The organism is Phyllobacterium sp. YR531 (assembly GCF_000282595.1).
Taxonomy (GTDB): Bacteria; Pseudomonadota; Alphaproteobacteria; order Rhizobiales; family Rhizobiaceae; genus Phyllobacterium.
In genome coordinates this window covers 178875-204385 of sequence record NZ_AKIZ01000016.1, presented here as the reverse complement: position 1 = coordinate 204385, position 25511 = coordinate 178875, and the positions used below count along the sequence as shown (strand labels likewise).

The 25511-nt window shown below is 49.8% G+C and carries 25 protein-coding genes, 1 tRNA gene and 1 riboswitch; of the genes, 19 read left to right on the top strand and 7 right to left on the bottom strand.

Annotated elements, in window-relative coordinates:
• Positions 1-280: 280 nt before the first annotated feature.
• From PMI41_RS08100 to PMI41_RS08045, 12 genes are all read left to right on the top strand, one after another.
• Positions 281-1396, top strand: coding sequence for an endonuclease/exonuclease/phosphatase family protein (locus PMI41_RS08100; RefSeq protein ID WP_008123609.1), 1116 nt, complete (start codon positions 281-283; stop codon positions 1394-1396).
• Positions 1397-1399: 3 nt separating this feature from the next.
• Complete coding sequence (locus PMI41_RS08095; protein WP_008123607.1) at positions 1400-2113, top strand: hypothetical protein; 714 nt, start codon at positions 1400-1402, stop codon at positions 2111-2113.
• A 71-nt stretch (positions 2114-2184) separates the two neighbouring features.
• Positions 2185-3102: a PhzF family phenazine biosynthesis protein gene (locus tag PMI41_RS08090; RefSeq protein ID WP_008123605.1), complete on the top strand. Its 918-nt coding sequence runs from the start codon at positions 2185-2187 to the stop codon at positions 3100-3102.
• Between the two features lie 112 nt (positions 3103-3214).
• Positions 3215-3290, top strand: a tRNA-Lys gene (locus PMI41_RS08085).
• A gap of 87 nt (positions 3291-3377) precedes the next feature.
• The gene (locus PMI41_RS08080; RefSeq protein WP_008123603.1) at positions 3378-3722 is read left to right on the top strand and encodes a RidA family protein; all 345 of its coding nucleotides are present in this window, start codon (positions 3378-3380) and stop codon (positions 3720-3722) included.
• Between the two features lie 285 nt (positions 3723-4007).
• On the top strand, positions 4008-5420 hold the full coding sequence (locus tag PMI41_RS08075; protein ID WP_008123601.1) for a sulfatase-like hydrolase/transferase: 1413 nt from the start codon (positions 4008-4010) through the stop codon (positions 5418-5420).
• A 253-nt stretch (positions 5421-5673) separates the two neighbouring features.
• Positions 5674-5949, top strand: a complete 276-nt coding sequence (gene rpsU, locus PMI41_RS08070) for a 30S ribosomal protein S21 (RefSeq protein ID WP_008123600.1) — start codon at positions 5674-5676, stop codon at positions 5947-5949.
• A 178-nt stretch (positions 5950-6127) separates the two neighbouring features.
• Entirely contained in the window at positions 6128-6697 is a 570-nt protein-coding gene (locus PMI41_RS08065) for an NAD(P)H-dependent oxidoreductase (protein WP_008123591.1), read from the top strand.
• Positions 6698-6742: 45 nt separating this feature from the next.
• A riboswitch (TPP riboswitch) is annotated at positions 6743-6863 on the top strand.
• Between the two features lie 101 nt (positions 6864-6964).
• The gene (gene thiC, locus PMI41_RS08060; RefSeq protein ID WP_008123589.1) at positions 6965-8782 is read left to right on the top strand and encodes a phosphomethylpyrimidine synthase ThiC; all 1818 of its coding nucleotides are present in this window, start codon (positions 6965-6967) and stop codon (positions 8780-8782) included.
• Position 8783: 1 nt separating this feature from the next.
• Positions 8784-9779, top strand: a complete 996-nt coding sequence (gene thiO, locus PMI41_RS08055; RefSeq protein ID WP_008123588.1) for a glycine oxidase ThiO — start codon at positions 8784-8786, stop codon at positions 9777-9779.
• Positions 9748-9945, top strand: a complete 198-nt coding sequence (gene thiS, locus PMI41_RS08050; protein WP_008123586.1) for a sulfur carrier protein ThiS — start codon at positions 9748-9750, stop codon at positions 9943-9945. Before thiO ends, thiS begins: the two co-directional genes overlap by 32 nt.
• A 1-nt stretch (position 9946) precedes the next feature.
• Positions 9947-10720: a thiazole synthase gene (locus tag PMI41_RS08045; RefSeq protein ID WP_008123584.1), complete on the top strand. Its 774-nt coding sequence runs from the start codon at positions 9947-9949 to the stop codon at positions 10718-10720.
• A 9-nt stretch (positions 10721-10729) separates the two neighbouring features.
• On the opposite strand, the gene PMI41_RS08040 is transcribed toward PMI41_RS08045, so the two are convergent.
• Both PMI41_RS08040 and PMI41_RS08035 read right to left on the bottom strand, forming a co-directional pair.
• The gene (locus PMI41_RS08040; RefSeq protein ID WP_348225797.1) at positions 10730-11329 is read right to left on the bottom strand and encodes a class I SAM-dependent methyltransferase; all 600 of its coding nucleotides are present in this window, start codon (positions 11327-11329) and stop codon (positions 10730-10732) included.
• A 9-nt stretch (positions 11330-11338) separates the two neighbouring features.
• Positions 11339-11788: an Rrf2 family transcriptional regulator gene (locus PMI41_RS08035; RefSeq protein WP_008123581.1), complete on the bottom strand. Its 450-nt coding sequence runs from the start codon at positions 11786-11788 to the stop codon at positions 11339-11341.
• Between the two features lie 303 nt (positions 11789-12091).
• Between PMI41_RS08035 and PMI41_RS08030 the strand changes: the two genes are divergently transcribed.
• The 4 genes from PMI41_RS08030 (at position 12092) to cysW (ending at position 15328) form a co-directional block, all read left to right on the top strand.
• Positions 12092-12283 carry a hypothetical protein gene (locus tag PMI41_RS08030; protein ID WP_008123579.1) on the top strand — a complete coding sequence of 64 codons (192 nt, stop codon included), beginning with the start codon at positions 12092-12094 and terminating at the stop codon, positions 12281-12283.
• A 246-nt stretch (positions 12284-12529) separates the two neighbouring features.
• Positions 12530-13537 (top strand): sulfate ABC transporter substrate-binding protein, encoded by a 1008-nt coding sequence (locus PMI41_RS08025; protein ID WP_008123577.1) that lies wholly within the window; start codon positions 12530-12532, stop codon positions 13535-13537.
• Between the two features lie 98 nt (positions 13538-13635).
• Positions 13636-14478 (top strand): sulfate ABC transporter permease subunit CysT, encoded by an 843-nt coding sequence (gene cysT, locus PMI41_RS08020; RefSeq protein WP_008123575.1) that lies wholly within the window; start codon positions 13636-13638, stop codon positions 14476-14478.
• Positions 14462-15328: a sulfate ABC transporter permease subunit CysW gene (cysW, locus tag PMI41_RS08015; RefSeq protein ID WP_008123571.1), complete on the top strand. Its 867-nt coding sequence runs from the start codon at positions 14462-14464 to the stop codon at positions 15326-15328. Before cysT ends, cysW begins: the two co-directional genes overlap by 17 nt.
• Here cysW and PMI41_RS08010 read toward each other — a convergent pair.
• From PMI41_RS08010 to PMI41_RS07990, 5 genes are all read right to left on the bottom strand, one after another.
• Positions 15325-15885: an alpha/beta hydrolase gene (locus PMI41_RS08010; protein WP_008123569.1), complete on the bottom strand. Its 561-nt coding sequence runs from the start codon at positions 15883-15885 to the stop codon at positions 15325-15327. The genes cysW and PMI41_RS08010 overlap by 4 nt on opposite strands.
• A 137-nt stretch (positions 15886-16022) precedes the next feature.
• Positions 16023-16967 carry a lysylphosphatidylglycerol synthase domain-containing protein gene (locus PMI41_RS08005; protein ID WP_008123567.1) on the bottom strand — a complete coding sequence of 315 codons (945 nt, stop codon included), beginning with the start codon at positions 16965-16967 and terminating at the stop codon, positions 16023-16025.
• A gap of 41 nt (positions 16968-17008) precedes the next feature.
• Entirely contained in the window at positions 17009-18772 is a 1764-nt protein-coding gene (gene ybaL / locus PMI41_RS08000; protein ID WP_008123565.1) for a YbaL family putative K(+) efflux transporter, read from the bottom strand.
• Positions 18773-18955: 183 nt separating this feature from the next.
• The gene (gene secD, locus PMI41_RS07995) at positions 18956-21490 is read right to left on the bottom strand and encodes a protein translocase subunit SecD (protein ID WP_008123564.1); all 2535 of its coding nucleotides are present in this window, start codon (positions 21488-21490) and stop codon (positions 18956-18958) included.
• 95 nt (positions 21491-21585) lie between these two features.
• Positions 21586-22011: a hypothetical protein gene (locus tag PMI41_RS07990; RefSeq protein ID WP_008123562.1), complete on the bottom strand. Its 426-nt coding sequence runs from the start codon at positions 22009-22011 to the stop codon at positions 21586-21588.
• Between the two features lie 271 nt (positions 22012-22282).
• Between PMI41_RS07990 and PMI41_RS07985 the strand changes: the two genes are divergently transcribed.
• The 3 genes from PMI41_RS07985 to guaD all read left to right on the top strand — a co-directional run bounded on the left by PMI41_RS07985 (position 22283) and on the right by guaD (position 25509).
• Positions 22283-22912, top strand: a complete 630-nt coding sequence (locus PMI41_RS07985; RefSeq protein ID WP_081497121.1) for a 2OG-Fe(II) oxygenase — start codon at positions 22283-22285, stop codon at positions 22910-22912.
• A 64-nt stretch (positions 22913-22976) separates the two neighbouring features.
• Entirely contained in the window at positions 22977-24209 is a 1233-nt protein-coding gene (locus PMI41_RS07980) for a urate hydroxylase PuuD (protein WP_008123559.1), read from the top strand.
• Positions 24202-25509 carry a guanine deaminase gene (guaD, locus tag PMI41_RS07975; RefSeq protein ID WP_008123558.1) on the top strand — a complete coding sequence of 436 codons (1308 nt, stop codon included), beginning with the start codon at positions 24202-24204 and terminating at the stop codon, positions 25507-25509. Before PMI41_RS07980 ends, guaD begins: the two co-directional genes overlap by 8 nt.
• Positions 25510-25511 lie beyond the last annotated feature (2 nt).

Below are 25511 nucleotides of genomic sequence, written 5' to 3'. Positions count from 1 at the left end.
GTTATTGCGTAGTATCGTCGGTGTTCGCGGCACTATATCCAGCCCCCGCGGAGCCGGTCGATATGTTTGGATTTCGCGTGCTGACGTCATCGATATGGGGCTGGCAGTAAGGACGAATAAAACACCCAAGGCAATCTTTAGAATTTTCATCTTCCCGCATTTCCCGTTTCCGTTTACCTGATATAGGCACTCGCTTTGTCGATCGCTACTGGAAGTGACGAGTTAATACAGATAGGGTTCCGGAAGAAGCTGTTTTCTTGCCACAATTTCAGGTTTTTGCATGTCCGTTCGTATTGCTACCTTCAATGTCGAAAATCTGATGAACCGTTTCGACTTTTCCGGTTTCAAGAACAATCTCAATAAAGACAGGACTTTGCAGCTTTTCCAAATTCAGGATGAGGCGCAATACAGGCAGTTGGAGCAGGCGCGTGCAATTGCCCATGCCGATGACACTCGGCAGTTGACAGCGTTGGCTATTGCAGAGACCCACGCAGATATTCTTTGCCTTCAGGAAGTCGATAATCTCGGTGCGCTGAATGCCTTTGAGTTCGGTTATCTCTTCAAGATGGTTGGAGAGGGTTACCGTCACAAATACATGGTCGAGGGAAATGACAGCCGCGGGATCGACGTGGCCGTGTTGATGCGAGATCAAACACGCGACGGCTTGCCGATCGAATTCGTTGCAATGACGAGCCATGCCCATCTCACCTATAATGATTTCGGGCTTCATAATTCTGAGCTGGCAATGCTGGGCCTCGAGTCGTACGAACGGATATTCAAGCGCGACTGCCTCGAGATCCACGTACGTATTGGCGGTAAACCGCTGACGCTTTTCGTCAGTCATTTCAAATCTATGGGTACGCCACGAAACGGTATGGATGGGCGGACAGCGTCCATGCCTGTTCGAGTAGCGGAAGCAAAAGCCGTACGCCGTATCATCGAAGATAAGTTTGCCGGGAGCGGGGGATCAGCTGACAAGAGCTGGGTTATCTGTGGTGATTTCAACGATTATCGTGAGCGCGTGCTGATAAAAGGCGATACACTTTCCGGATACAGGTTTGAACCTGTTGGAGAGGCGGAGAGCAGCGTAAACGTTTTACTGGAAGGCGGGTTCTGCGAAAATCTCGTTGAACGACGCCCTGTCATGGATCGATGGACGCTTTATCACACTCGCGGACCCGATGAGCGGCACTTGTGCCAGCTAGACTATATCCTCGCCTCTCCAGCATTGGCGCGTAACAATGCGCGATCCATTCCCGATATTGTCAGGCAAGGGCAGCCATTTCGTACAATCTTTCCGCCGGATCAAAAGACCGAGCGTTTTCCTCGCATCGGCTGGGATCGTCCCAAAGCCAGTGATCATTGCCCAGTTGCAGTTACGTTTGGCGTGGTTTGAGCATTGAAAACCTTTCCTGAAAAGACAGTGATAGAGCTTAATGAGGCTCTGGTTCGAATAGTTGACGGCAAGTTGGCTTATGAACAGGAAAACAAGCTTGAAATAGCGAGAAACTGGGAGGATGAGTGCAAGGCAAATCCTGCTCTTTTCAATGGCGATTTCTTCATGGCCGAACAGGCCGATATCAGTTCTGGCGTTTTTGAAGCTGTTTACAAACGCACACGTTTTGAAACGATGATGCACTGGAAGAAGAATCGAACATCGATAAAACCATGGCACATTTTTGCAGTAGGTGTGATCGTTTCCAGCGATAATGCGCTAATCGCGGGTAGAATGGCCCCATCGACAGCTGCGGCTGGTCGAGTCTATTTTCCTGCAGGATCCTTCGATGAAGGCGATGTGCGCGACGAGGTCATAGACATAGATCGAAACATGCAGAGAGAGGTTATGGAGGAAACCGCTATTAATCTGGCGGATGCTCACCGCTCCGACAGTAATATATATCTCGTCACAGCCGATAGCAGCATTGCGTTGTTTCGGCGTTTTTATTTTGATTTGAGTTCGCAAGAATTGTTGGCCAGCATACGCCGCCATATTGCGGATGAGGTCAACTCTGAGCTTGATGACGTGATTGCCGTGTCTAGATCTGCAGACATGAGCGATACGACGCCAGCCACATTCCGGACCTTTGGTGATTGGCATTTCAGCCAAATGTAACCGTCACAAGGTTTGACTTGAAGCACTAGAAGGTTGCTCTATTTTCACTAAGTTTAATAGGAGCATTGCCGATGACTGGTCGCCGTTATGAAATATATGACGTTTTTACCTCTGAGGTACTGAAGGGGAACCCGTTAGCAATCGTCCATGATGCGGAAGGTCTCGATGACGAGGCAATGCAGCGGATTGCTCGTGAGTTCAATTTATCTGAAACAGTTTTCGTGCTTCCAGCCAAAAACCCTGCACATACGGCGTGGGTACGAATTTTCACTCCAGATTATGAAATGCCTTTTGCAGGGCACCCAACTGTAGGAACGGCCATATCGCTCGCTCAAAACCGGTTTGGTGGAGCGGAGAGAGAGCAGGATGCATTGATCATTCTGGAAGAGCAGGTAGGGCCGGTTCGTTGTGGAGTGAGGCTTTCAGAGAAAAATGTTTTTGCCGAATTCGATCTGCCTAAACTGCCCGAGCGGGTGAGTTACAGTTACGATAAGGTAGCGATTGCAATGGCATTGCGGCTGGAGCCCAGTGAAATTGGCTTCGAGAATCATGTTCCAAGCATTTGGAATGCAGGCGTGCCATTCCTTCTGGTGCCGATCCATGGTCTTGCTGCGGCTGGCCGAATTCATATCGACCAGACTGCTATGCGCGAGATCGCACCTCGAATCGGTCATCGCCAGTTGCCGGTTTATGCCTATTGTCGTGAAACCCTTCTGCAAGGCAGTAATTTTCATGCCCGCATGTTTGTAAGTGACGATGGCACCTATGAAGACCCGGCAACCGGTTCAGCCACAGCAGCATTTGCTGGAGCTATCCATTCGTTTGATGAGCCACTTGATGGTCTGGTGCGACTAAAGATTGAGCAAGGGTATGAAATGGGCCGACCGTCAAACCTTCAACTGGAATTGGACATTCAGGATAAAAAGTTAATCGGCGCAAGGATTGGTGGCTCGGCGGTAAGAGTTGCTGAAGGAAAATTGTTCGTCTGATAGCGAAAAGCTCAGGTTCTTGCCGATCTGTGCGATAAAGTTTTGTGAAGGGCTGGACAGGCAAGATTTGCGCCGTTATAGAGCGCTCACTGTCGTCGCGGAAGCGGCTGACGGGCACATAGCTCAGTTGGTAGAGCAGCTGACTCTTAATCAGCGGGTCGTAGGTTCGATCCCTACTGTGCCCACCACTTCTTCTGAAACGAGGGCCGTATGGCCCTTTTTTCTTGCACTAAAACAAGCATTTGTTTGTCCCCACACTTCCACAGGAGATTCTCATGAGCGTTCGTCGTATTGAAGCAGGGCCCCGTATGAGCCAAGCTGTTATCCATGGCAATACAGTCTATCTGGCTGGTCAAGTCGGTGGTCCCGGCAAGAGCGTAACAGAACAGACCAAAGACGTATTGGCTTCGGTTGATCGTCTTTTGAAAGAAGCTGGTACAGACAAGTCCAAATTGTTGCAGGCGATTATCTGGCTCGATGACATGAAGGATTTCGGCGAGATGAATGCAGTCTGGGATGCTTGGGTCGATCCGGCAAACGCACCTGCACGTGCAACTGGCGAGGCCAAACTCGCAACGCCGGAATACAAGGTTGAAATTATTATCACTGCTGCAATCTAAGCAATACTCCCACTATAATCCGGATCATTCTAATTGGCGTCGGCCCACCAGCCGACGCCAATTTTGTTTATATAATAAACGTGATACGTCCAAAAAAGTAGCTGTTGATCGTGTGTGTTTTTATTGATCAGAAAACGCATTATTTTTCTTTTATTCTTCTAAATACCAGTAACCGTTTTCTTGTTAAGTGCTCAAAATTCTCGCTAATAAAGTGTGTTTGCTGCCAGTCGAGAATGAGACGTTGGCACTTAAGTATTTATTTTACTACTTTATAAGGTATTGATTGTGTTAAAGAAAATATCTCGTCGTGCTGTGCTGCAAGGTGCAGCGATCGGTACAGTATTGGCCACTGGTGCGAGCGGAAAAGCTGCAGTTAAACTCAACAAAAAACCAAATATAATTTTCATTCTTGCCGATGATCTAGGCTATGCGGACCTGTCGTCCTATGGACATCCGACGATCAGAACTCCTGCCATAGACAAGATTGGAAATGATGGTGTTCGCTTGCTGCAAGCCTATTCCAATTCCCCGGTTTGTTCGGCAACCAGGACCGCAATTATGACAGGTCAGTATCAATACCGTCTGGCTCTTGGTTTAGAAGAGCCTTTGGCTGGACGTGATATAGGGCTGCCACCTTCACAAACTACTCTACCCTCCTTACTAAAGCAGGCAGGTTACGAGACAACGTTGATCGGCAAATGGCACTTGGGGGCTTACCCCAAATATGGTCCGTTAAAGAGTGGTTACGATCATTTTTACGGCTTTCGCGGATCGGCTCTTAGTTATTACAATCACGGTAAGGATTTTTGGGAAGACGATGCGCCGGTGGAAAAGGCTGGTTATTTTACTGATCTTCTTGGCGATAAAACCGTGGAGCTGATTCAGAAAAGTGATAGCTGCGAGCGGCCATTTTTCGCCAGCGTACATTTTAATGCACCGCATTGGCCTTGGGAGGCTCCGGGCGAACAAGGGAAAAAGGAGGCTGCCCGCAAAAAGAATAGTCTGGCCGCTTTTGATGCGGGAACCCAGGACGTGTATCGTCAAATCGTTGAAAGGATGGATTTTCAAGTTGGACGAATATTGCAAGCGCTCACCGACAAGAAAATTCGTGAAAATACGATCGTTGTCTTCACAAGTGACAATGGCGGTGAGCGATTTTCAAATACGTGGCCGTTCTCCGGTAAGAAATCTGAGTTGCTCGAGGGCGGGATAAGAATTCCCTCTCTCATATGTTGGCCAGCGAAAATACCTTCTGGCCAAACAAGTGAGCAAGTCACCCTGAGCATGGATTGGCTACCCACTCTACTGGAAGCCGCGGAAACGAATGTCGACCAGAACCACCAGTCTGATGGGCTATCCATACTGCCAATGTTAAAAGGGGACGAGGGAGTTAAGTCCCGTACTGTGTTTTGGCGCTATAAGGGAAATGCTCAGCGTGCTGCGCGTATGGGAGACTATAAATACCTGAAAATTTTGACCAATGAGTTTCTTTTCAATGTCGTGGATGACCCACTAGAGCGGGCGAACCTTAAAAATCTACTGCCAGACGTTTATGATGAAGTTCGACTTAAGTGGAAAAACTGGAACAAGAACATGCTGCCAGAGAGTGCTGACAGCCAAACCTATGGTTTTACTGGGGCAAACTTTGCAGACCACATCGGCGCACAGGCAGTAACGACCACACCGAATAATAAGTAAATTCTAAGTTGAAGTAATTCCGGTTTCGATGATCATGCAATTCCAACCGACATCTTATAATTATGGATTGCGTATTTTGAATAATTGCATTGGCTACAACCAAGTTAATTGATTGGTGCACTGGATTTTTGGCGCGGGAATGAATAAAGTCCGCGCTTCTCCGGGTTGCCGTAGGGGCAATTCTTCAAACGCTTGTCTGGTTGTGGTCAGTTTCGTCTCCGCAAGACGAGGCAAGCATGGGTAAGGAAAACGATTGCAAGTTCTCGTCCGTGATAACAATGTTGAACAGGCCCTTCGGGTTCTGAAGAAGAAGATGCAACGCGAAGGTTTATTTCGCGAAATGAAGGCCCGTCAGGCTTTTGAAAAGCCATCAGAACGCCGTGTCCGTGAAAAAGCAGAAGCGGTGAGCCGCGCTCGCAAGGCTGCCCGCAAACAAGCACAACGCGAAGGCTTGTTACCTGGACCAAAGAAAAAAGAACGTGTTGCACGTCCCGGCGCGCCAGCAGGTAATGATTACAACAACCGATGATTGATGGGCATCTATAGCCCGTTGTTTTGACGATAAACCCGCATAGCTGAAGAGCTGTAGCGGGTTTCGTTATTTCCAGGTTGCACGTTTATAGCCGGTTTCAAAAAAGTGCCTTCTTGCGCGCGTTGTCGATGCATTTACTTATCGATCATTAAAGTTTTTTGGAGATATGACCGCAATGGCACTCAAGCTCAATATCATTATAGCAAGCACACGGCCCGGGCGTGGCGGCCCTGCTGTAGCAAAGTGGTTTAACGAATTTGCCAAGCAGGATGGCAATTTTGAACCAGTGCTTATTGATCTCGCCGATTTTAATTTGCCGATCTATGACGAACCGAATCATCCACGCATGAGAAAATACGAGCATGCTCACACGAAAAAATGGAGCGAGGCCATTGAGCCCGGCGATGCTTATATTTTTGTGATGCCTGAGTATGATTATAATGCGCCGCCTTCACTCATAAACGCGCTGGTGTATCTATGGAATGAGTGGAACTATAAGCCCGCGAGCTTTGTAAGTTATGGCGGTGTTTCTGGTGGTTTGCGTGCGACAGAGTCGGTGAAAGGCCTGCTAACAGCCCTTCGCATGGTGCCGCTTGGTGAAAGTGTGCCGATTCCTGCATATCAGCAATTTATCAACGATGACGGCGTGTTCACGCCGAACGAACTCATCGGCACCAGTGCTACGACTGTATTGTCTGAACTTGCCAAATGGGCTGGTGCGTTAAAGCCGCTCCGCGGTTTGTGATTTATACCACCGCTTGACAACACCGTGCTGAGCGGTTCACTTTAGGCCATTCACCAGGGGAGTCCCGACAAGGGGCTGAGATACTGCTTCAGGCATCGCCAAGCGCAGTGACCCGTTGAACCTGATCCAGTTCACACTGGCGTAGGGACGGTGCAAAGGTTGTCGCGTAGGTGCATTCGCACTGAATCCATATTTGGATTCGCGAAGCTTCTTTTCATCCTTCCGGCACAGAACTGGGTTTCCTGCAGAACGCAAAGGAACCTGACGATGACTGCTGTAACAAAAATTATCGAGGCCCCTAAAGTTTCAACGGGACCACTTCCTGCATCAATAAAAATTTATAAACCAGGGAAAATTCATACCGATATTAGCGTTCCCTTGCGCGAGATTGCGGTTCACCCCACCGCCGGCGAACCAAACCTTGCTGTTTATGATTCATCGGGTCCCTACACTGATCCAGCAGTGAGCATTGATATCAACAGGGGTATTTCGCGTGTTCGTGAAACATGGAAGGTCGGGCAACAGGCCGATAGCAATCCCTATGAAGGTCGGCAAATCCAGTCTGCTGACAACGGCTTTGCCACGGGCGAACGGCTTACACGAGAATTTCCTCATCGGCACCAGCCACGCCGAGCCCATGAGGGTAAAGCGATTACGCAGCTCGCTTATGCCCGTGCCGGCATTATCACGCCAGAAATGGAGTATGTCGCGATTCGTGAAAACCTTGGTCGGGAGGCGGCCAAAGGATTGATACGCGATGGAGAGTCGTTTGGAGCGTCAGTTCCCGATCATGTCACTCCTGAATTCGTGCGGGACGAAATCGCTCGCGGTCGAGCGATCATACCCGCAAACGTAAATCATCCTGAACTCGAGCCCATGATAATCGGCCGGAACTTTCTTGTTAAGATCAACGCCAATATCGGCAATTCCGCCGTTACTTCCTCAATGGAGGAGGAAGTGGAAAAAATGGTTTGGGCCATTCGCTGGGGTGGCGATACGGTGATGGATCTGTCGACCGGCCGCAATATCCATAACATTCGCGAATGGATTATCCGCAATTCTCCTGTACCGATCGGGACAGTTCCGCTTTATCAGGCGCTCGAAAAGGTGGGTGGCATTGCGGAAGATCTGACTTGGGAAGTTTATCGCGATACCCTGATCGAACAAGCAGAGCAGGGGGTCGACTATTTCACTATTCATGCGGGTGTCCGGCTTCATTATATTCCACTGACTGTGAACCGGGTTACAGGCATCGTTTCACGCGGTGGCTCGATCATGGCAAAGTGGTGCTTGCATCACCATCGCGAAAGTTTCCTCTATGAGCATTTTGATGAGATTTGCGACATCTGCCGCGCTTACGATGTGAGCTTCTCACTAGGCGATGGGTTGCGCCCTGGTTCAATAGCTGACGCAAATGATGCGGCACAGTTTGCAGAGCTAGAGACCTTGGGTGAACTGACGCAGATCGCCTGGGCCAAAGATTGCCAAGTCATGATCGAAGGTCCCGGTCACGTACCGATGCACAAGATCAAGGAGAATATGGACAAGCAACTGGCCGTTTGCGGGGAGGCACCATTTTACACGCTGGGGCCGCTCACTACAGATATTGCTCCCGGCTATGACCACATCACTTCCGGTATAGGCGCTGCGATGATCGGCTGGTTTGGCACAGCAATGCTTTGCTACGTCACTCCCAAAGAGCATCTGGGATTACCCAATCGCGATGACGTCAAGGTCGGGGTCATTACCTATAAGATTGCTGCGCACGCTGCGGATCTGGCAAAGGGCCACCCAGCTGCAAAATTGCGGGACGATGCCTTATCGCGGGCGCGCTTCGAGTTTCGCTGGGAAGACCAGTTCAATCTGTCTCTCGATCCAGAGACAGCAAGACTGTATCACGACGAGACCCTGCCAAAAGAAGCACATAAAGTGGCGCATTTCTGCTCCATGTGCGGACCTAAATTCTGCTCAATGCGTATATCGCATGACATTCGGGCCGAAGCGCAGAAAGAGGGCATGGCTGCAATGGCAGAGAAATTCCGCGTCGGCGGAGATCTTTATATGCCACTGAGTGCTGGGGAGTGACGTGGCGAACGTTTTAGTAAAAGGGGCCGGCGTCGCCGGCCTCACGGTCGCTTATGAGCTTCGGATGCGCGGAGCGGAAGTAACAATTGTAGATCCCTGCGAGAATGGGAATTCTACCGCTTCCTGGTATGCTGGTGGTATGCTCGCGCCATGGTGTGAGAGGGAAAGTGCTGAGCAGGCAATTGTCGATTTAGGATTGAGTGCCGCAGATTGGTGGGAAGAGGTGCTTCCTGGATTAGTGACCCGCAAGGGAACGCTGGTGATTGCTCCAGCGCGCGATGTGAAAGAGCTGGATCGGTTTGCCGCACGGACATCGGGTTTTGTGCGGATTGGAGAGGAAGCAATATCGCTTTTGGAGCCGGACCTTAATGGTCTTTTCCGTAAGGGGCTATTCTTTGAACGCGAGGCCCATCTGACACCGCGTAGGGTCTTGACCGAATTGAAGGCAGTGCTTGCTGCTTTAGGTGTTCAATTTGAAACTGAAATTAGCGCTACCAAGACTTCCGATTTTGAATGGATTATCAATTGCACAGGAATGGCAGCGGCAGACCCTGCTTTGAGAGGGGTGCGGGGTGAGATGCTTTTGCTACGTAGCAAAGACATAGCCCTATCGCGACCCTTACGCCTAATTCACCCCCGGTTTCCGCTTTATGTTGTCCCGCGTTCAGATCACATATTTATGGTCGGGGCGACTATGATCGAAAGCGATGCGAGTGGTCCGGTAACTGCTCGTTCGGTCATGGAGTTGTTGAACGCTGCGTATAGTGTTCATCCTGCATTTGGCGAAGCCGAAGTCATCGAGACCGGGGTCGGCGTTCGCCCGGCCTACCCGGATAATCTTCCACGAGTGGTTAAAACCGAAAACCATATCAGCATCAACGGGCTTTACCGGCACGGTTTCCTGCTTGCGCCAGCAATGGCGAAACAAGCTGCAGACATTGTTCGGAAAGAGAGGAGGGTAAGTCGTGAAACTGATTGTGAACGGGCAGGTCTGTGATGTGTCAGCGAAGTCGCTTGAAATGTTGTTGTTTGAACTGGGGTTTGAAGGCGATTGGCTGGCAACAGCAGTCAACAGCGAACTGGTAAGGGCGACCGAACGGAACAGTCATTCTTTAAAAAATGGTGATCGCATCGAAATACTGACCCCGAAACAGGGTGGATGATATGTTAAAACTTTATGACGTTGACATATCGTCCCGTCTTCTTCTGGGAACGGCACAATATCCATCTCCCGCAACTCTCATGGACGCTATTAAAGCATCACAAACAGAAATCATTACCGTGTCGCTACGCCGGGAAATGTCTGGATCAAAGTCCGGGGATGGATTTTGGGGTTTATTGCGCTCCCTTGAACTGCGTGTGCTGCCCAATACGGCTGGCTGCCACACCGTGAAGGAAGCTGTGTTGACCGCACAAATGGCAAGGGATGTCTTTTCAACCGACTGGATCAAACTGGAAGTTATCGGCAATCATGACACGTTGCAGCCAGACGTGTTCGCGCTAGTTGAGGCAGCGCGGATTCTTGCCAAAGATGGTTTCAAGGTGTTCCCCTATACGACCGATGATCTTGTCGTGGCAGAGAGATTGCTGGAAGCGGGGTGTGATGTTCTCATGCCTTGGTGCGCGCCAATTGGTTCGGCGATGGGCCCTCTGAATGTCCATGCATTGCGTTCAATACGTGGACATTTCCCCGGCGTTCCAATCATTGTCGATGCGGGAATTGGCCGCCCTTCTCATGCAGCGGCTGTAATGGAGCTGGGATTTGATGCAGTCCTGCTAAATACTGCCGTAGCAAAGGCCGGAAATCCGGTATCAATGGCCTCTGCTTTCGCCAAAGCTGTCGGTGCCGGGTATCAGGCTCATCATGCGGTCATGCTTGAACCACGCGATCTTGCAGTTCCATCCACCCCTGTAATAGGAAAAGCAGTCTTTACATAGTGCGCAAAGCTATAGCGATTTAGTTGCAACGACGTGAAGCCATTCGGTCGGCTCATTGTCGTAACCGCTACCCATGACGGTATTTATCTCTAACGAGCGCCAAGTTGGGCCATAGGTTTGTTTTAGCCACGCAACGGTAGGATAGTTGTAGTAGCGGCCGAACTTGTCGCGGCCCTCCTGCTTTCCGGCCTTATAGCTCGCATAAAACAGACCATCAATTTTAAGCGATCGTTCGATTCGCTTAAGAACAGTTTTAAGATCGGATCGTGGAATATGAAGTAAGCAGGCATTAGCCCAAACAGCATCAAATTTGTTTCGATACACGATTTGATCGAATTTCAACACTTCTGCCGGAACGCCAAGTCGCTTCTGCGCTTGATAGGCAAGCTCTGGGCTACCATCTGTTGGTGTAACATCAAATCCTCTCGCAAGCATGTACGCACTGTCGTCACCGCCGCCGCAACCAAGTTCAAGAATAGAGCAACCGGGCGTGAGGCGAGCCAGAAATAAATCGAGGTGTTCATAAGACCTGTCGTCATTGCGGTTCGCGTATGCTTCCGCTTCTTCAGAGTAAAATCGAAGCGTATTTTGATCCTCGCCAACCATCATAAAATCCTTTCACATGTCTAATATGGCTGGCGTTTTGCTTTTTTCACCATGCACAAGACAATCGGCGATTGTAGTTCGGTCGAGAACACCGCGCGTAACATTCGCGACTTCATTGAAAACATGACGGATTTCACAGGTTTCTTCACTCGTGCAGTCCTCGCAACGTCGATAAGCGATTTTGCTCAGACATGGTAATGAAGCTATTGGGCCATCGATCAAACGCAAGACTTCACCGAACGTGATGTCATCAGCACCTTTAAGAAGCAAGTAACCTCCCATCTTACCGCGTCGGCTCATAACAATGCCTTCGCGCTTCAAATCCAAAAGGATCTGCTCAAGAAATTTTTTCGGAATATTTTGCTCTTCCGCGATATCCGAAATGAAGAGCGCTTTTTCGGAGTTTGCGCGTGCTAGCACGACGAGTGCCCGCAGGGCATATTTAGCTTTTTGCGATATCATTTTTTATTTGCCTGACAACCGGTTGGATGCAGTCATAGTCCCTCGCCAGACATTATCTAGTGTAAAAGCGTTAAAAAATTGAGTTTTTTTGTGGCAGCGAGATGTCTTAATAATGACGTGTAAGGCTCTGAAAAATAAACATTCATTAATTTTTGGATACTTCACGGCTGTGCAAATCAAGATTTTGATACACGATTAGATCGGTAGTGATTGTTGACAAATGATTTCAACCCGTCATCATCTGGTTACAGTTGACCATAATTGGCAACTCAACTCTGCAACCGAATTGTTCAGGAGGTCGCAATGTACAGTGAAGTATCAGGCATTTTTAATCGGGCGGAGCGCTTATGGCGCGAGGTTTTCACGCCAGACGCGCTTGAATTCGACACTCGTGATCCGCAAAAGCGCGACAGCGAAGAGGCTTCTGCAAAGAAGCGCCGTAATTGGACCGAGGAAGATTTTTTGTGGTGCTGGCAGCATCGCGGGTTCTGGTAATCAGACCTCTAAGCTTCATCACACCAGGTTAAGGCAAACGGCATTGGATATCTTTTGCCGTTTGCCTTAATTTACTAGGATTGTAGTATTTGATTTCTATTTTACCCAAATCATTGGGCAAATAAATCTTTCTTATAGCTATTTTTATCGCCAATCTCGCAAAAATTATTCGTTGGGCAGAAGAGCTAGCGAATGGGTGTGGCATCGAAATTCGGGGCGCGATCGCCTTCGGCTTGGGAGAATTCTATGAAGAAATTAGTTGCCTATGCGATATTAGCGCTGGGATTTGCTTTGACTCCGGCACAAGCAGCAGACGAGCCTACGGAAATTCTCAACGTTTCCTATGACATCTCTCGTGAACTCTACGAGCAGATCAATAAAGCTTTTAGTGCGGCCTATAAGGAACAGGCCGGTAAGGACATTACAGTCAACCAATCGCATGCGGGTTCGTCAAAACAGGCTCGTTCCATTCTCGAGGGTCTCGAAGCTGATGTCGTAACGTTCAACCAAGTTACTGATGTGCAGGTCTTGCATGATAAGGGCGATTTAATCCCAGCTGACTGGCAGTCTCGCTTGCCAAATAATTCATCGCCATATTACTCACTTCCTGCATTTCTCGTGCGGGCGGGAAATCCGAAAAATATCAAGAATTGGGATGACCTTGTTCGTGAGGATGTGAAGGTGGTTTTTCCGAACCCGAAAACATCCGGAAATGGGCGTTACACTTATCTGGCTGCTTATGCCTACGCGCTTGAGGCGAACAACAAGGACGAAGCAAAGGCGCAGGAGTTTGCTAAGAAGCTGCTCGCGAACGTACCTGTGTTCGACACTGGCGGTCGTGCTGCCACCACGACTTTTGCAGAACGCGGCATCGGCGACGTGCTAGTAACATTTGAAGCCGAGGTTCTTGGTACCCGCAAACAGCTCGGTTCCGACAAATATGATGCGGTTATTCCTCCTGTGAGCCTGCTTGCTGAGTTTCCTGTTTCCGTGGTCGATAAGGTTGCTGACAAGCGAGGATCCCGTGCAATCGCCGAAAGTTACCTGAAGTTTCTTTACACTCCTGAGGGGCAGGACATCCTAGCGCAGAACTATAACCGCGTGCACGACGACACGGTCAAAGCCAAATATGCCTCCCAATTTCCTGAAACTCGGCTTTTGACTGTTGAGGACGTATTTGGAGGATGGACCAAGGTCACTAAGGAGCATCTGGCTGAAGGCGGCATTCTTGACAAGGTATTCACCAAGCGTTGAGCCGGAACTGCAAATCCCAAACGGCGCGGGCTGCTGCCCGCGCTTTTTCGTTGCATAGATCGCTTGCGTTAAAGCTCGGATGAATTAAGAACCCTGCAATGTCATTGTTTTCGAAGTCCAGCCAGCGCGGCATACTCCCCGGATTTGGTCTCACTCTTGGAGTGACGCTCCTGTACTTTGCGATCATTGTGGCACTACCTCTTCTGGCAATGCTCTATAAATCTGTTAATCTTGGTTGGTCTGACTTTTGGACAATCGTTTCATCGGACAGAGCTGTCGCTACCTATCGCATAACGATAAGCGCGGCTCTGCTGGCAACGTTGTTGAATGCACTTTTCGGAGTGTTGCTGGCTTGGGTGCTGGTACGTTACGAATTTCCGGGTAAACGTCTTCTGGATGCCGTTGTAGATTTACCGTTTGCTTTACCAACAGCCGTGGCCGGGCTTGCACTGGTGACCGTTTTTTCCGCTAATGGCTGGTTTGGTCGATTTCTTGAACCGTTTGGCGTCAAGGTGGCGTACGCCCCACTTGGCATCGCACTTGCCATGATGTTTACCAGCATTCCTTTTGTTATTAGAACAGTTCAGCCCGTGCTGGAAGATGTCGCGACAGATGTTGAAGAGGCTGCCCGTTCACTGGGTGCTACGAATTGGCAGATTTTCGCTAACATTATCTGGCCAGCCATTTTACCCGCATTCGTTGCCGGATGTAGTCTGTCTTTCGCCCGAAGCTTGGGCGAGTTCGGTGCTATCGTCTTTATCTCGGGAAACCTGCCTTTTGAAACCGAAGTCATGTCTCTCCTGGTATTCATCCGGCTTGACGAATACGACTATCCGGCAGCTGCAGCCATTGCAACGGTGATGCTGGCAATAGCGTTCGTCATGCTTTTCATTACAAATTCAATCCAGGCTTGGCAGCTCAGATATGCAGAACGTAACTGATCTCGTCCGCCCTGTATCAGGATCGAAGCCATCAAAGCGCCATGGCAGCAAGCCTGTACGGATTTCGCAACGTATTTTGATCATTTCGGCGGTGCTTTTGTCAGTGTTACTGATTGGCGTGCCGCTATTGGTAATTTTTACCTATGCCTTCCGTGAGGGCTTGGCAATTTACCTGACCCAGATAAGTCAACCTGCAACACTGCATGCAATATGGCTCACTGTGCTTACGGCTATCGTTGTTGTGCCCATAAATATGGCGTTCGGAATTTGCGTGGCATGGCTTGTAACGCGTTTCAGGTTTTTCGGACGTCGGCTGCTGATCACCTTTATCGAGATACCTTTCTCAGTGTCACCAATCGTTGCCGGTGTAACCTATCTGTTTCTTTATGGCAGCCAAGGCCTGCTAGGCCCGATACTGGAAAGCTATGACATCAAGATCATGTTCACAATACCGGCGATATTTCTGGTCAGCCTATTCGTAACAAGTCCATTTGTTGCGCGTGAGCTTATTCCGTTGATGCAAGCGCAGGGCAGCGAAGACGAAGAAGCAGCGATTACGCTGGGCGCGAACGGATTACAGACATTCTTTTATGTGACATTACCAAATATACGCTGGGCCCTTCTTTATGGTGCGGTGCTCTGCAATGCGCGTGTAATGGGGGAATTTGGTGCCGTTTCCGTTGTTTCGGGTGCGATCCGCGGACAAACCAACACTTTGCCTTTGCAGATTGAATTGTTGTTCAACGACTACAATGTTACCGGCGCATTTGCGGCATCGTCAACGCTGGCATTGATTGCCGTTGTAACTCTTGTCCTGAAGTACTTGCTGGAAAGAAAACAGTTAAGTTAGGCCGCTCGTTGTGTGCCAAACGCCTGCTGGGGTCGACGCATTGAGTCAGCAAGAATATACCCTTCAGGCCACGACCCAAAACCGCTTTCAATATTAATGTGTCCCGAATTCTTCATGTCGACGAAGCCTGACCCCCAGACATTCGCCAATGCCTGTGCCTTGTTGAACGACATGTAGGGGTCATCACGGCTTGCCACCACAATTGACGGGAAGCTTAGTTTATGGCGGGGCAGGGGCGCAAAACTTTGAAACTTTTTATCCCACGTGGCCATGCGTTCAGTGTCTGCCGGTGCGACTAGAACGGCACCCGCGACATGAGCAGCGGAAGGTCGACTAGCCAGATGCGCAACCAGTATGGACCCAAGACTATGAGCAACGAGAATGGCACCGGGCGCTTCAGCAAGAGCGGCTTCGAGTACGTGAAGCCATTGCGAGAGCACCGGGTTTTCCCAATCATCCTGTTCAAGCAGTCGTGATGTTTCATCCTCAAGCAGCCATTGACGTTGCCAATGTCCGTTTTCAGATCCACGATAGCCCGGAATAATCAATGTTGTCATTGTGTCACTCCACGTTGAAGTCTGCCCTCAAAATAGAGTGTTGAGTTCCATCCTTGAAGAAACTCATCACTAAAGACAGGGATATCTGGAAAATATTTCCTGCGTGAAAGCGTTCCAATGTGAAAATGCCGTGACGCTTAATCGTCCTTTTTGTACCAGCGCAAGAGTAATTGAGAACGCTCGAAGACGAGCACCACAACAAGTGAAAGAGCAAATGGAATCAACAAATAGAACAGTCTGAATATAATGAGGGAAGCCAGGACATCGGCTTGGTTCATGTCTGGCAGACCAGTCAGGAAAACAAGTTCAAGCACACCCAATCCACCCGGGGCGTGCGATATAAGTGCAGCGGAAAACGACACCAGAAATATGCCAAGGATGATCATGAACCCGGGATTTCCGGCTTCCGGCAGTGTGAAGTATATAATTGCTGCCGCGCCGATGAGTTCCAGCGGGCCCACAATCAACTGTTGGGAAACGACTGTCAGGCGAGGGTATTCAAGAGTGAACTGGCGAATGCGTAGAGGTTTGAAGTGAAGCCAACTCCCAAACGCATAAAGCAGGATGATAGCCAGAGCGCCAAGGCCGAGAACATAGCTGAGCGATATTGGCAGCTCAGAATTAAATCGTTGTAGAATTTCCGGCTCAATCAAAAGAACAATGGCACTCAGGGTCATAACGCCAATAAGAAAAGTGAATGAGCAAAAGGCTATGAGGAGTGCGATCTCTGGCCCGCTCATCCCTTGCGAGGAATAAGCGCGATAGCGCACGACTGCACCTGAAAGTACGGAGGCACCTATGTTGTGTGATAGCGCGTAAGTTGTGAATGAGCACAGGGCAATAAACAGCCATGAAATCCTGCGACGTAAGTGCAGGAGTGCAATTCGGTCATAGCCAGCGAGAGCGGCGTAAGCTACCAATGAGGCCAACGCTGCCAATACCCAGCGATGCATCGAGATGGCTTTAAGGCTGTCGATAACATCGTCGAGAGAAATACTGCGCAACTCCTTGTATAGGAGCCATGCGGATATACCGACCGCAGCCAATCCTACGACCGGCCATATATAATCCTTGAGCTTCATATTCTTTCCTGCCCGGCCTTTATAATCATCATTTTTTGGTTTCAGGTTTCGGTCAGTGGTCCCTCTGGCTTCGGTTCGTCCAAACTAAGTATATGCGAAACAATTCCCCGCGCTATCTCACGTTCTCCCATGATAACAGCATCGGCGCCCAAATCCTGCAAATGCTGCACTTCCGCGTCTGAATGAGCCCGAGCAAGAATACTGATAATTGGATTGGCAGCCCGGGCCTTGACTACGATCTGTCCCGCTTCGAATGCATTTGGTATAGCGAGAATTAATTGCCTTGCGCCTGACAGATTGGCCGCGGCCAGAATGTCGCCATTTGCGGCATTGCCGACGATTGTCTCTATGTTGTCGTCCCGCAATTTGGCTACAGTCTTGTCAGCGTCTTCGATAACAAGAAATGGTTTCCCTACCTCTTTTAATGCATCGCCAACCAGGCTGCCGACCCTGCCATAACCCACAAGTACCGCATGGTCAGTAAGCGAAGTGGGACGGATTTCCTCCACGTCGACTTCTTCCGTTTTCGGAGCATCAGCTTCGGTATTGGTTTCTGCCGCCGCGGGTACGCGCTTTTCAAGCCAAGGTTTAAGATAGGTTACTCCAGCGAAGACTAAAGGATTCAATAGGATTGACAGGATCGCGCCACCAAGAATGAGATCTCGCCCTTCCTCAGGTAGCATCCCCAACCCTACGCCGAGCTCTGCAAGAATGAATGAGAATTCGCCAATCTGCGCGAGGCTTGCTGAGATTATAAGGGCTGTGCCCGTTGGGTATCCAAACGCCAGCACGATAAAAAATGCCGCCAGTGATTTGCCGATCACGATAATTGCGAGCGTGGCGAGCAGGGGCAGTGGGTCGTTGACGATGGTCATTGGATCAAACAGCATGCCGACTGAAACAAAGAACAAAACTGCAAAGGCGTCGCGGAGAGGCAGAGACTCTTCTGCAGCCCGATGGCTCAGCTCAGATTCGCTCATGATCATGCCAGCGAAGAATGCACCGAGAGCAAGCGACACTCCAAAAAGTTTTGCAGCCCCGAACGCAACACCGAGGGCAATGGCTAAAACAGCTAAACGGAAAAGCTCGCGTGAGCCAGTATGAGCAATGGCATGAAGGGTCCAGGGAATAACACGACGTCCAACAATCAGCATGACTGCAACGAAAGCCGCAACCTTACCCAGCGTCAGAGCTATGACACCGCCAATGCCGAGATTAAAATAAGTTGCTATCGGGTCAGCGTTTGCGTGAATGGGGCCGCTAGGTGTCTCGCCGCCATTGAGTGCACCTGCAATTGCAGGCAGCAGAACAAGTGCGAGCACCATTGCAAGGTCTTCAACGATAAGCCAACCGACTGCAATACGGCCACGTTCGGTTTCGATTAGTCGGCGCTCTTGCATGGCACGGAGGAGAACGACCGTACTGGCAACAGAAAGTGCCAGACCGAAAACGAAGCCCGCTTGCATGTCCCATCCGAGAATCCATGCAAGACCCATACCAAGAAGTGTAGCGGCGAGGATTTGAACTATGGCGCCTGGAATGGCGATTGCTCGCACAGAAAGAAGATCTTTAAGGGAGAAATGTAGACCGACACCAAACATCAAAAGGATGACGCCGATTTCGGCGAGTTCAGCTGCCAGGTCCTGATCGGCAACGAAACCGGGAGTGTGAGAGCCAGCGAGAACACCGGCAACAAGATAACCGACAAGGGGAGGAATACGCAGGCGGTTGGCAATCGCACCAAAAATAAAGGCTAATACAAGGCCTATGACGATTGTCGCAATCAGCGGCGTTTCATGAGGCATATGTCGGCTTCTCCCCCTTAAGGCGTGTTATTTGATGTACTCGTATTTTCTAACAATCTTGTCTCATGACAGTATTGCCTACCAAGTTTGGCTTGCAAACCGTTTTCATTGGTTTGCGGCGCAAGGAAGACGATTTTTTCTATGCGCCGCAAATATTTAGCATCAAACGCTAAGTTGGAATTATCAGCCTTGAGTGACAGCCTTTTCGGTGGAACCGATGCGGTGGGCGTGGTTCTTTTCCCACCATGTTCCAAGAAGCAGCAAGATCGGAGCTGCGATGAACAGCGACGAGCTTGTCGCGATAATAACGCCGAACAACATAGGCAGTGCGAAGTTTTCTACGGCTTTGCCGCCCCAGATCGCCATCGGAAGCATGGCGAGGAAGACAGTCAAGGAAGTGTATATACAACGTGCAAGTGTCTGGTTGATCGACAGATCGATAATCTGACGCAAAGGCATCTTCTTGTGAATGCGCAAATTTTCACGCATTCGATCATAGACGACAACCTTGTCGTTCACCGAATAACCGATGATCGTCAACAATGCGGCAATGGCTGTAAGGTTGAAATCCAGGCCCAACAGCGCAAAGAAGCCGACAGTCTTAGTTGTATCAAGGATCAGGGTTGCAATGGCACCCAAAGCAAAGTGCCATTCGAATCGCCACCAAATGTAGAGCAGCATAGCCAAACTGGCGAGCACCACTGCTATAACACCGGAGCGGGCCAATTCACCACTCACCTTAGGACCCACGACCTCAGAACGTTCAATTTTCACACCAGGATCAAGCTCTTCAACAGCTGCCTTAACCTTGGTTACGGCAATGGTTTGCGCTTCTTCGCCGCCTTCCTGACGCTGTACACGGATCAGAACTTGGCTATCGCCACCAGCTTGCTGCAAGGCCACTTCACCTAACCCCAACCCCTCCAGCTTTTCGCGCATGGAAGCAAGGTCGGCAGGTTTGGACGTTGAGACTTCGACCTGGATACCTCCCTTGAAGTCGATGCCATAATTCAGGCCCGGGTGAATAAACAGTACCACTGATGCAATCGACAAGAAGATCGAAACACCGATACCGAAGAACCGTGCGTTCATGAACGAGATGTTGGTGTTTTCCGGCACAAGTTTGAATAGATGCTCGATATGGATCGTCTTCATCTTGCGACGGCGGACGATCGCCATCGTAATGATGCGAACGACTGTAACCGCGGTGAACATGGACACGAGCGCGCCAATGATCATCGTGATTGCAAAACCGCGTACCGGTCCCGTGCCGAAGAGAAAGAGCAGGAAGGTCGCAATAAGATGCGTCGCATTGGCGTCGATAATGGTCGAATAAGCCAGTTTAAAGCCGCGATCGACTGCGGCCATTGCACCAATGCCTTTACGAGCCTCTTCACGAATACGCTCGTTGATCAGGATGTTGGCATCGACGGCAAAGCCAATACCGAGAATGATAGCGGCGATACCGGGTAGTGTTAGAGTGGCCCCTATCAAACTCAGAATACCAAATGTCAGAATAACGTTAAGCGCGAGCGCGAAATTGGCAATCAATCCCCATCCGCTATAGAGAATGAAGATAAAGCCGACGACAAGCGCAAAGCCGATCAGGCCAGTTAGAAGCCCCATCTTGATGACGTCACCGCCAAGGTCAGGACCAACGGTTCGCTCTTCAATGACAGTTAGAGGTGCAGGCAGCGCACCAGCGCGTAGCAGGGCAGCGGTTGTAACCGTATCCTGAACGGTGAAGTTACCCGTTATTTGACCAGAGCCGCCGGTAATTGGAACCTGAATGACGGGTGCTGTAAGAACTTTTCCATCAAGTACGATCGCGAAGGGGCGACCAACGTTTTGACTCGTTATCTCGGCAAACTGACGTGCTCCAATATTGTCGAACCGGAAGGAAATAATTGGTTGGTTGGTCTGCTGATCGAAAGCGGCGCGTGCATCGGTGAGCCGTTCGCCGCTCAGCGCTACGCGGTCCTCGACTGGATATGTCACGCCAGGTTCTTTGGCGTCAGGCAAAATTGAGACGCCGGGAGGTGGTGCTTCGCCAGCGTTGCGATCTGCGACCATGTGGAATGTCATTTTGGCCGTACTACCGAGCAGAGCACGTAACTGGCTTGGGTCTTGCAGTCCGGGAAGCTGCACTACAATACGGTCTGAACCGACGCGTTGAATGGAAGGCTCGGCAACACCAACCTGATCGACGCGGCGACGGACAATCTCAAGGCTCTGCGTCAGTGCGTTGTCTAGCTTGTCTTTCATGCCAGCTTCGGTAAGCGTGAGCCGAATTTGATTGTCATTCGTCGAAATGTCGATATCGCTGACAGGAGCAGCAAATCCGATTTGGGCTACTTGAGTAGTCAACTCGCGAAGTGCGGTAACGGCTGCATCCCGCTGTGTTGCGTCCGCAATTGTAACCACAACGCTATCACCAGCCACTCGCACAGATTGCGGTTGAATCTTTGCCGTGCGCAAACGACCGCGTGCATCATCCAGAATAGAGCGTACACGATCTCGTTTCAGCGCAGCTGCGTCTACCTCAAGTACAAGGTAGGAGCCGCCACGAAGATCAAGGCCGAGCGCAACCTGTTTCTTTGGAAGCCAGTTCGGCATTGCGTCGAGCTGTGCCTTGGTGAACATATTCGGAAAGGCAAGAACAATGCCCGCAAGAATGATAAAAATATAGGTCCAGAGAACCCATCTCGAAGTGCGCATATCTGTGTTCCATTATGAAAAAGTGGGCACGCTGCCTTGGTGGATAGCCGCTGCCGGAATTTAGTGCCGTCGTTTCCTGCCGGGAAACGGAAGTATCAAGCTACGAAAGGTGGAGCTCGAGCGCTGAAGGATGAATTATAGGTTGGAATCAACCGGTATCCAAGCGATGACGCTGTCGTTACAAGTTTCTCGACTGCAAAGACCGCAGGTATGCTGGAAAGAAGCCCATCGTGCGGGTCAGAATCGGCACGCAATCCGCTTTTGATTTTCAGATGCAGAGTTTCAAGAGCAGCAATTCGCGTTGGTCGTTGTGCAGGTGCCGTTGAGCTATCGGCATCGCGAGCAATCCGCGTTTCGTTTTTTAGCGGGTTCCCTATATCTGTTGACGCGATATTCGCATCCCTATCGGCAAAGTAGCCAGCGCCCAACGTCGCGCTGAGAGTAGAAATGAGCCAGAAAATAGAAATCAGTAGCGGCGCCGCGCCGCGCCTTCCTGTCTTTCTATTCCTGAACAAACCCATAATCGATCCCAATATAAGCTATCGCGACGCAAAGCACCTCGTTGCGACTCTATTTATGAATTCTGATCCGCTGAGTCACTTAAAATCGTCGTGTAATATGCAAATGTCGGCAAAATATGGCTTCCGGCAGGAAACGGGTGGAAGAATACTCAGGATACGGCACGCTGGTCTCAACTAATGATTGAGGAGATGTAGCGTGTTACCCAAAATTTATAACCCTATCGATTGGACGTTTCTAACAACCGAGTTGAATGATTTTGGTTGCGCAGTAATGCCCGGATTATTGTCTGAAGCAGAATGCCAGAGGATTGCTGCTGGTTATACAAAGGATGATCAATTCCGAAAACGTATTGTCATGGCGAGACACGGCTTTGGTCGCGGCGAATACAAATATTACAGCTATCCCTTACCAGATATTATCCAGAACCTGCGCTCTGCGTTTTATCCGCCACTGGCGAAACTCGCAAACCGTTGGAATGAGTTGATGGGGATTGATGTGCGTTATCCCGACGATCATGTAAGCTTTCTTGAAAGATGCCATTTGGCAGGGCAGGACCGACCGACGCCGCTGCTTCTGCAGTATGAGGAAGGAGACTATAATTGCCTTCATCAGGACGTTTATGGAGAACACGTGTTTCCGCTGCAGGTTGCTATTCTCTTATCGCAGCCATGGGATGATTTCACTGGGGGTGAGTTTGTTCTCACAGAACAACGCCCACGGATGCAATCTCGGATTGAGGTAGTTCCGCTTCGACAGGGTGATGCGGTAGTCTTTCCGGTAAGTCAGCGACCAGTAAAAGGAGCGCGTGGATATTATCGCGTCAATATGCGTCATGGTGTGAGTCGCTTGCGCAGCGGCGTGCGAAACACATTAGGTATTATTTTCCACGACTCCAGATAACGGGACCAGTTGCATCACCATGCGAACGACCGCATTGTAACGGCGTATATCATGTGGGGCGTCGATGGATTATCTGATTTTCTGGGAATGGCTAAGTTTTGCTGCCCGCTGGTTGCACGTCATTACAGCCATTGCATGGATAGGGTCATCGTTTTATTTTATCGCTCTTGATCTTGGACTGCGTCGACACACTAACTTGCCCAAAGGGGTGAATGGTGAGGAGTGGCAGGTCCATGGCGGAGGTTTTTATCATATCCAGAAATATATGGTCGCACCGCCCAACATGCCGGAGCACTTGATCTGGTTTAAGTGGGAATCCTACGCTACCTGGCTTTCCGGATTCACGCTCCTTTGCATTGTCTATTATGCTGGTGCAGATCTCTATTTGGTCGACCCTAACGTTCTGGACGTTTCGACGCCTACCGCGATCGTAATATCTATCGTATCGCTTGCGATTGGTTGGTTGGTTTATGACCTGCTATGCAGATCGCCACTCGCATCCAATGATACTGCACTGATGATTATCCTTTACGGGGTGATCGTTTTTATGGCGTGGAGCTACACCCATCTTTTTACCGGGCGTGCTGCGTTTCTTCACCTTGGTGCATTCACCGCGACTATTATGTCTGGCAATGTTTTTCTTCTGATCATTCCCAATCAGAAGATCGTTGTTGCGGATTTAATCGCTGGAAAAACTCCAGATCCCAAACTTGGAAAGCAGGCAAAACAGCGCTCTACGCATAACAATTATCTGACGCTTCCGGTTATATTCCTGATGCTGTCAAACCATTATCCGCTTGCACACTCCACCCAATTTAACTGGATTATTGCAGCTCTGATTTTCATCATGGGGGTTCTTATCCGTCACTACTTCAACTCCCAGCATGCCGGCAAAGGCAATCCGCATTGGACATGGTTAATCACCACTATTCTTTTCATAATTATCATTTGGCTATCGACTGTTCCCAAGGTCCTGACGGGAGAAGAAAAGGTTTCCGGCGCTGCCCAACCTTTTCTTGCAGCACGAAATTTTGAGCAAGTTCGAGATACTGTTATGGGGCGTTGCTCGATGTGCCATGCTGCAGAGCCGTCTTGGGATGGCATTTTAATGCCACCGAAGGGTATCCGTCTTGATACAGCCGAGTTAATTGCTACCCATGCCAACGAAATTTACATTCAGGCCGGAGTTAGCCATGCGATGCCACCGGGTAATCTTACGAGGATTACAAATGAAGAACGTGCGCAAATTGTTGCGTGGTATCGAGATGGACAGTTGAGCAAGCCGGCCCATGACTGAGACATTACTACGCGGGCGTGTTCTGAGTTTTCACGATGAGCCTCTAGAGGGGGATGCCAGCTCAGAAGCATTTACCTATATCGAAGAGGGTGCCTTGTTAATTCGGGATGGCAAGATTGTTGCCATGGACAGTTATGAGGCTCTCCGGTTAGGCGAGGGCCGTAATGTCGAGGTGATTGATCATCGTCCTCACCTCATAATGCCTGGGTTCATCGATTGCCATATTCATTATCCGCAGATGCAGGTCGTGGGTTCCTACGCAGGCGCACTTTTAGAGTGGCTGGACAAGTACACGTTTGTCGAAGAGCAGAAGTTTTCCAATCAGGGACATCCGGAGCGGATTGCTTCAGCTTTCTTTGATGAACTGATCCGACACGGCACTACAACTGCAGCGGCATATTGCTCGGTTCATAAAGCTTCAGTCGATGCATTTTTTACAGAATCGCATAAACGCAACATGCGGATGATTGCCGGTAAAGTAATGATGGATCGCAATGCACCGCCCAATCTGCTTGATACACCGCAATCGGGCTATGAGGACAGTAAGGCGCTTGTCCAGAAATGGCATGGCAAAGGAAGACAGCTTTACGCGATAACGCCAAGGTTCGCGCCTACATCGACGCCTGAGCAATTGGAAATGAGCGGCACACTGGTGCACGAGTTTCCGCAATTGCATGTTCAAACACATCTGGGTGAAAACCCCGCGGAAATCGCTTTCGTGGCAGAACTTTTCCCATGGAGTCGCGATTACACCCACGTCTATGAACATTATGGTTTGTTGGGCTCAAAAACGCTGCTTGGTCATTGCATCCATTTGACTGATGCAGAGATTGGTTCAATTGCTGATAGCAAATCCGTTGCAGTCTTTTGTCCAACGTCAAATCTCTTCATAGGAAGCGGCTTGTTTGACCTTGGTCGATTAACAAAGTCCAATGTTAGAAACGCAATTGCCACGGACATTGGCGGAGGAACGTCCTATTCCATGCTGCGCACCCTTGATGAAGGGTACAAAATCTTGAATATCCAAGGCCAACGATATCATCCGCTAAGATCTTTCTATCAAGTGACACTTGGCAATGCCCGAGCCTTATCTCTCGATAATGTCATCGGATCATTCAAGCAGGGAGCTGAGGCTGACTGTGTTGTTCTCAATGCCGGTGCCACAGCTGCCATGCGTGTCCGCATGGAGACAGTCGAAACGCTCGTGGAGGAGTTGATGTTATTGCAGACCATGGGGGATGACCGCAGTATCGCTGAGGTTTATGTAGCAGGCAAAGCATCCAAAACCGCATTGGACTAGGG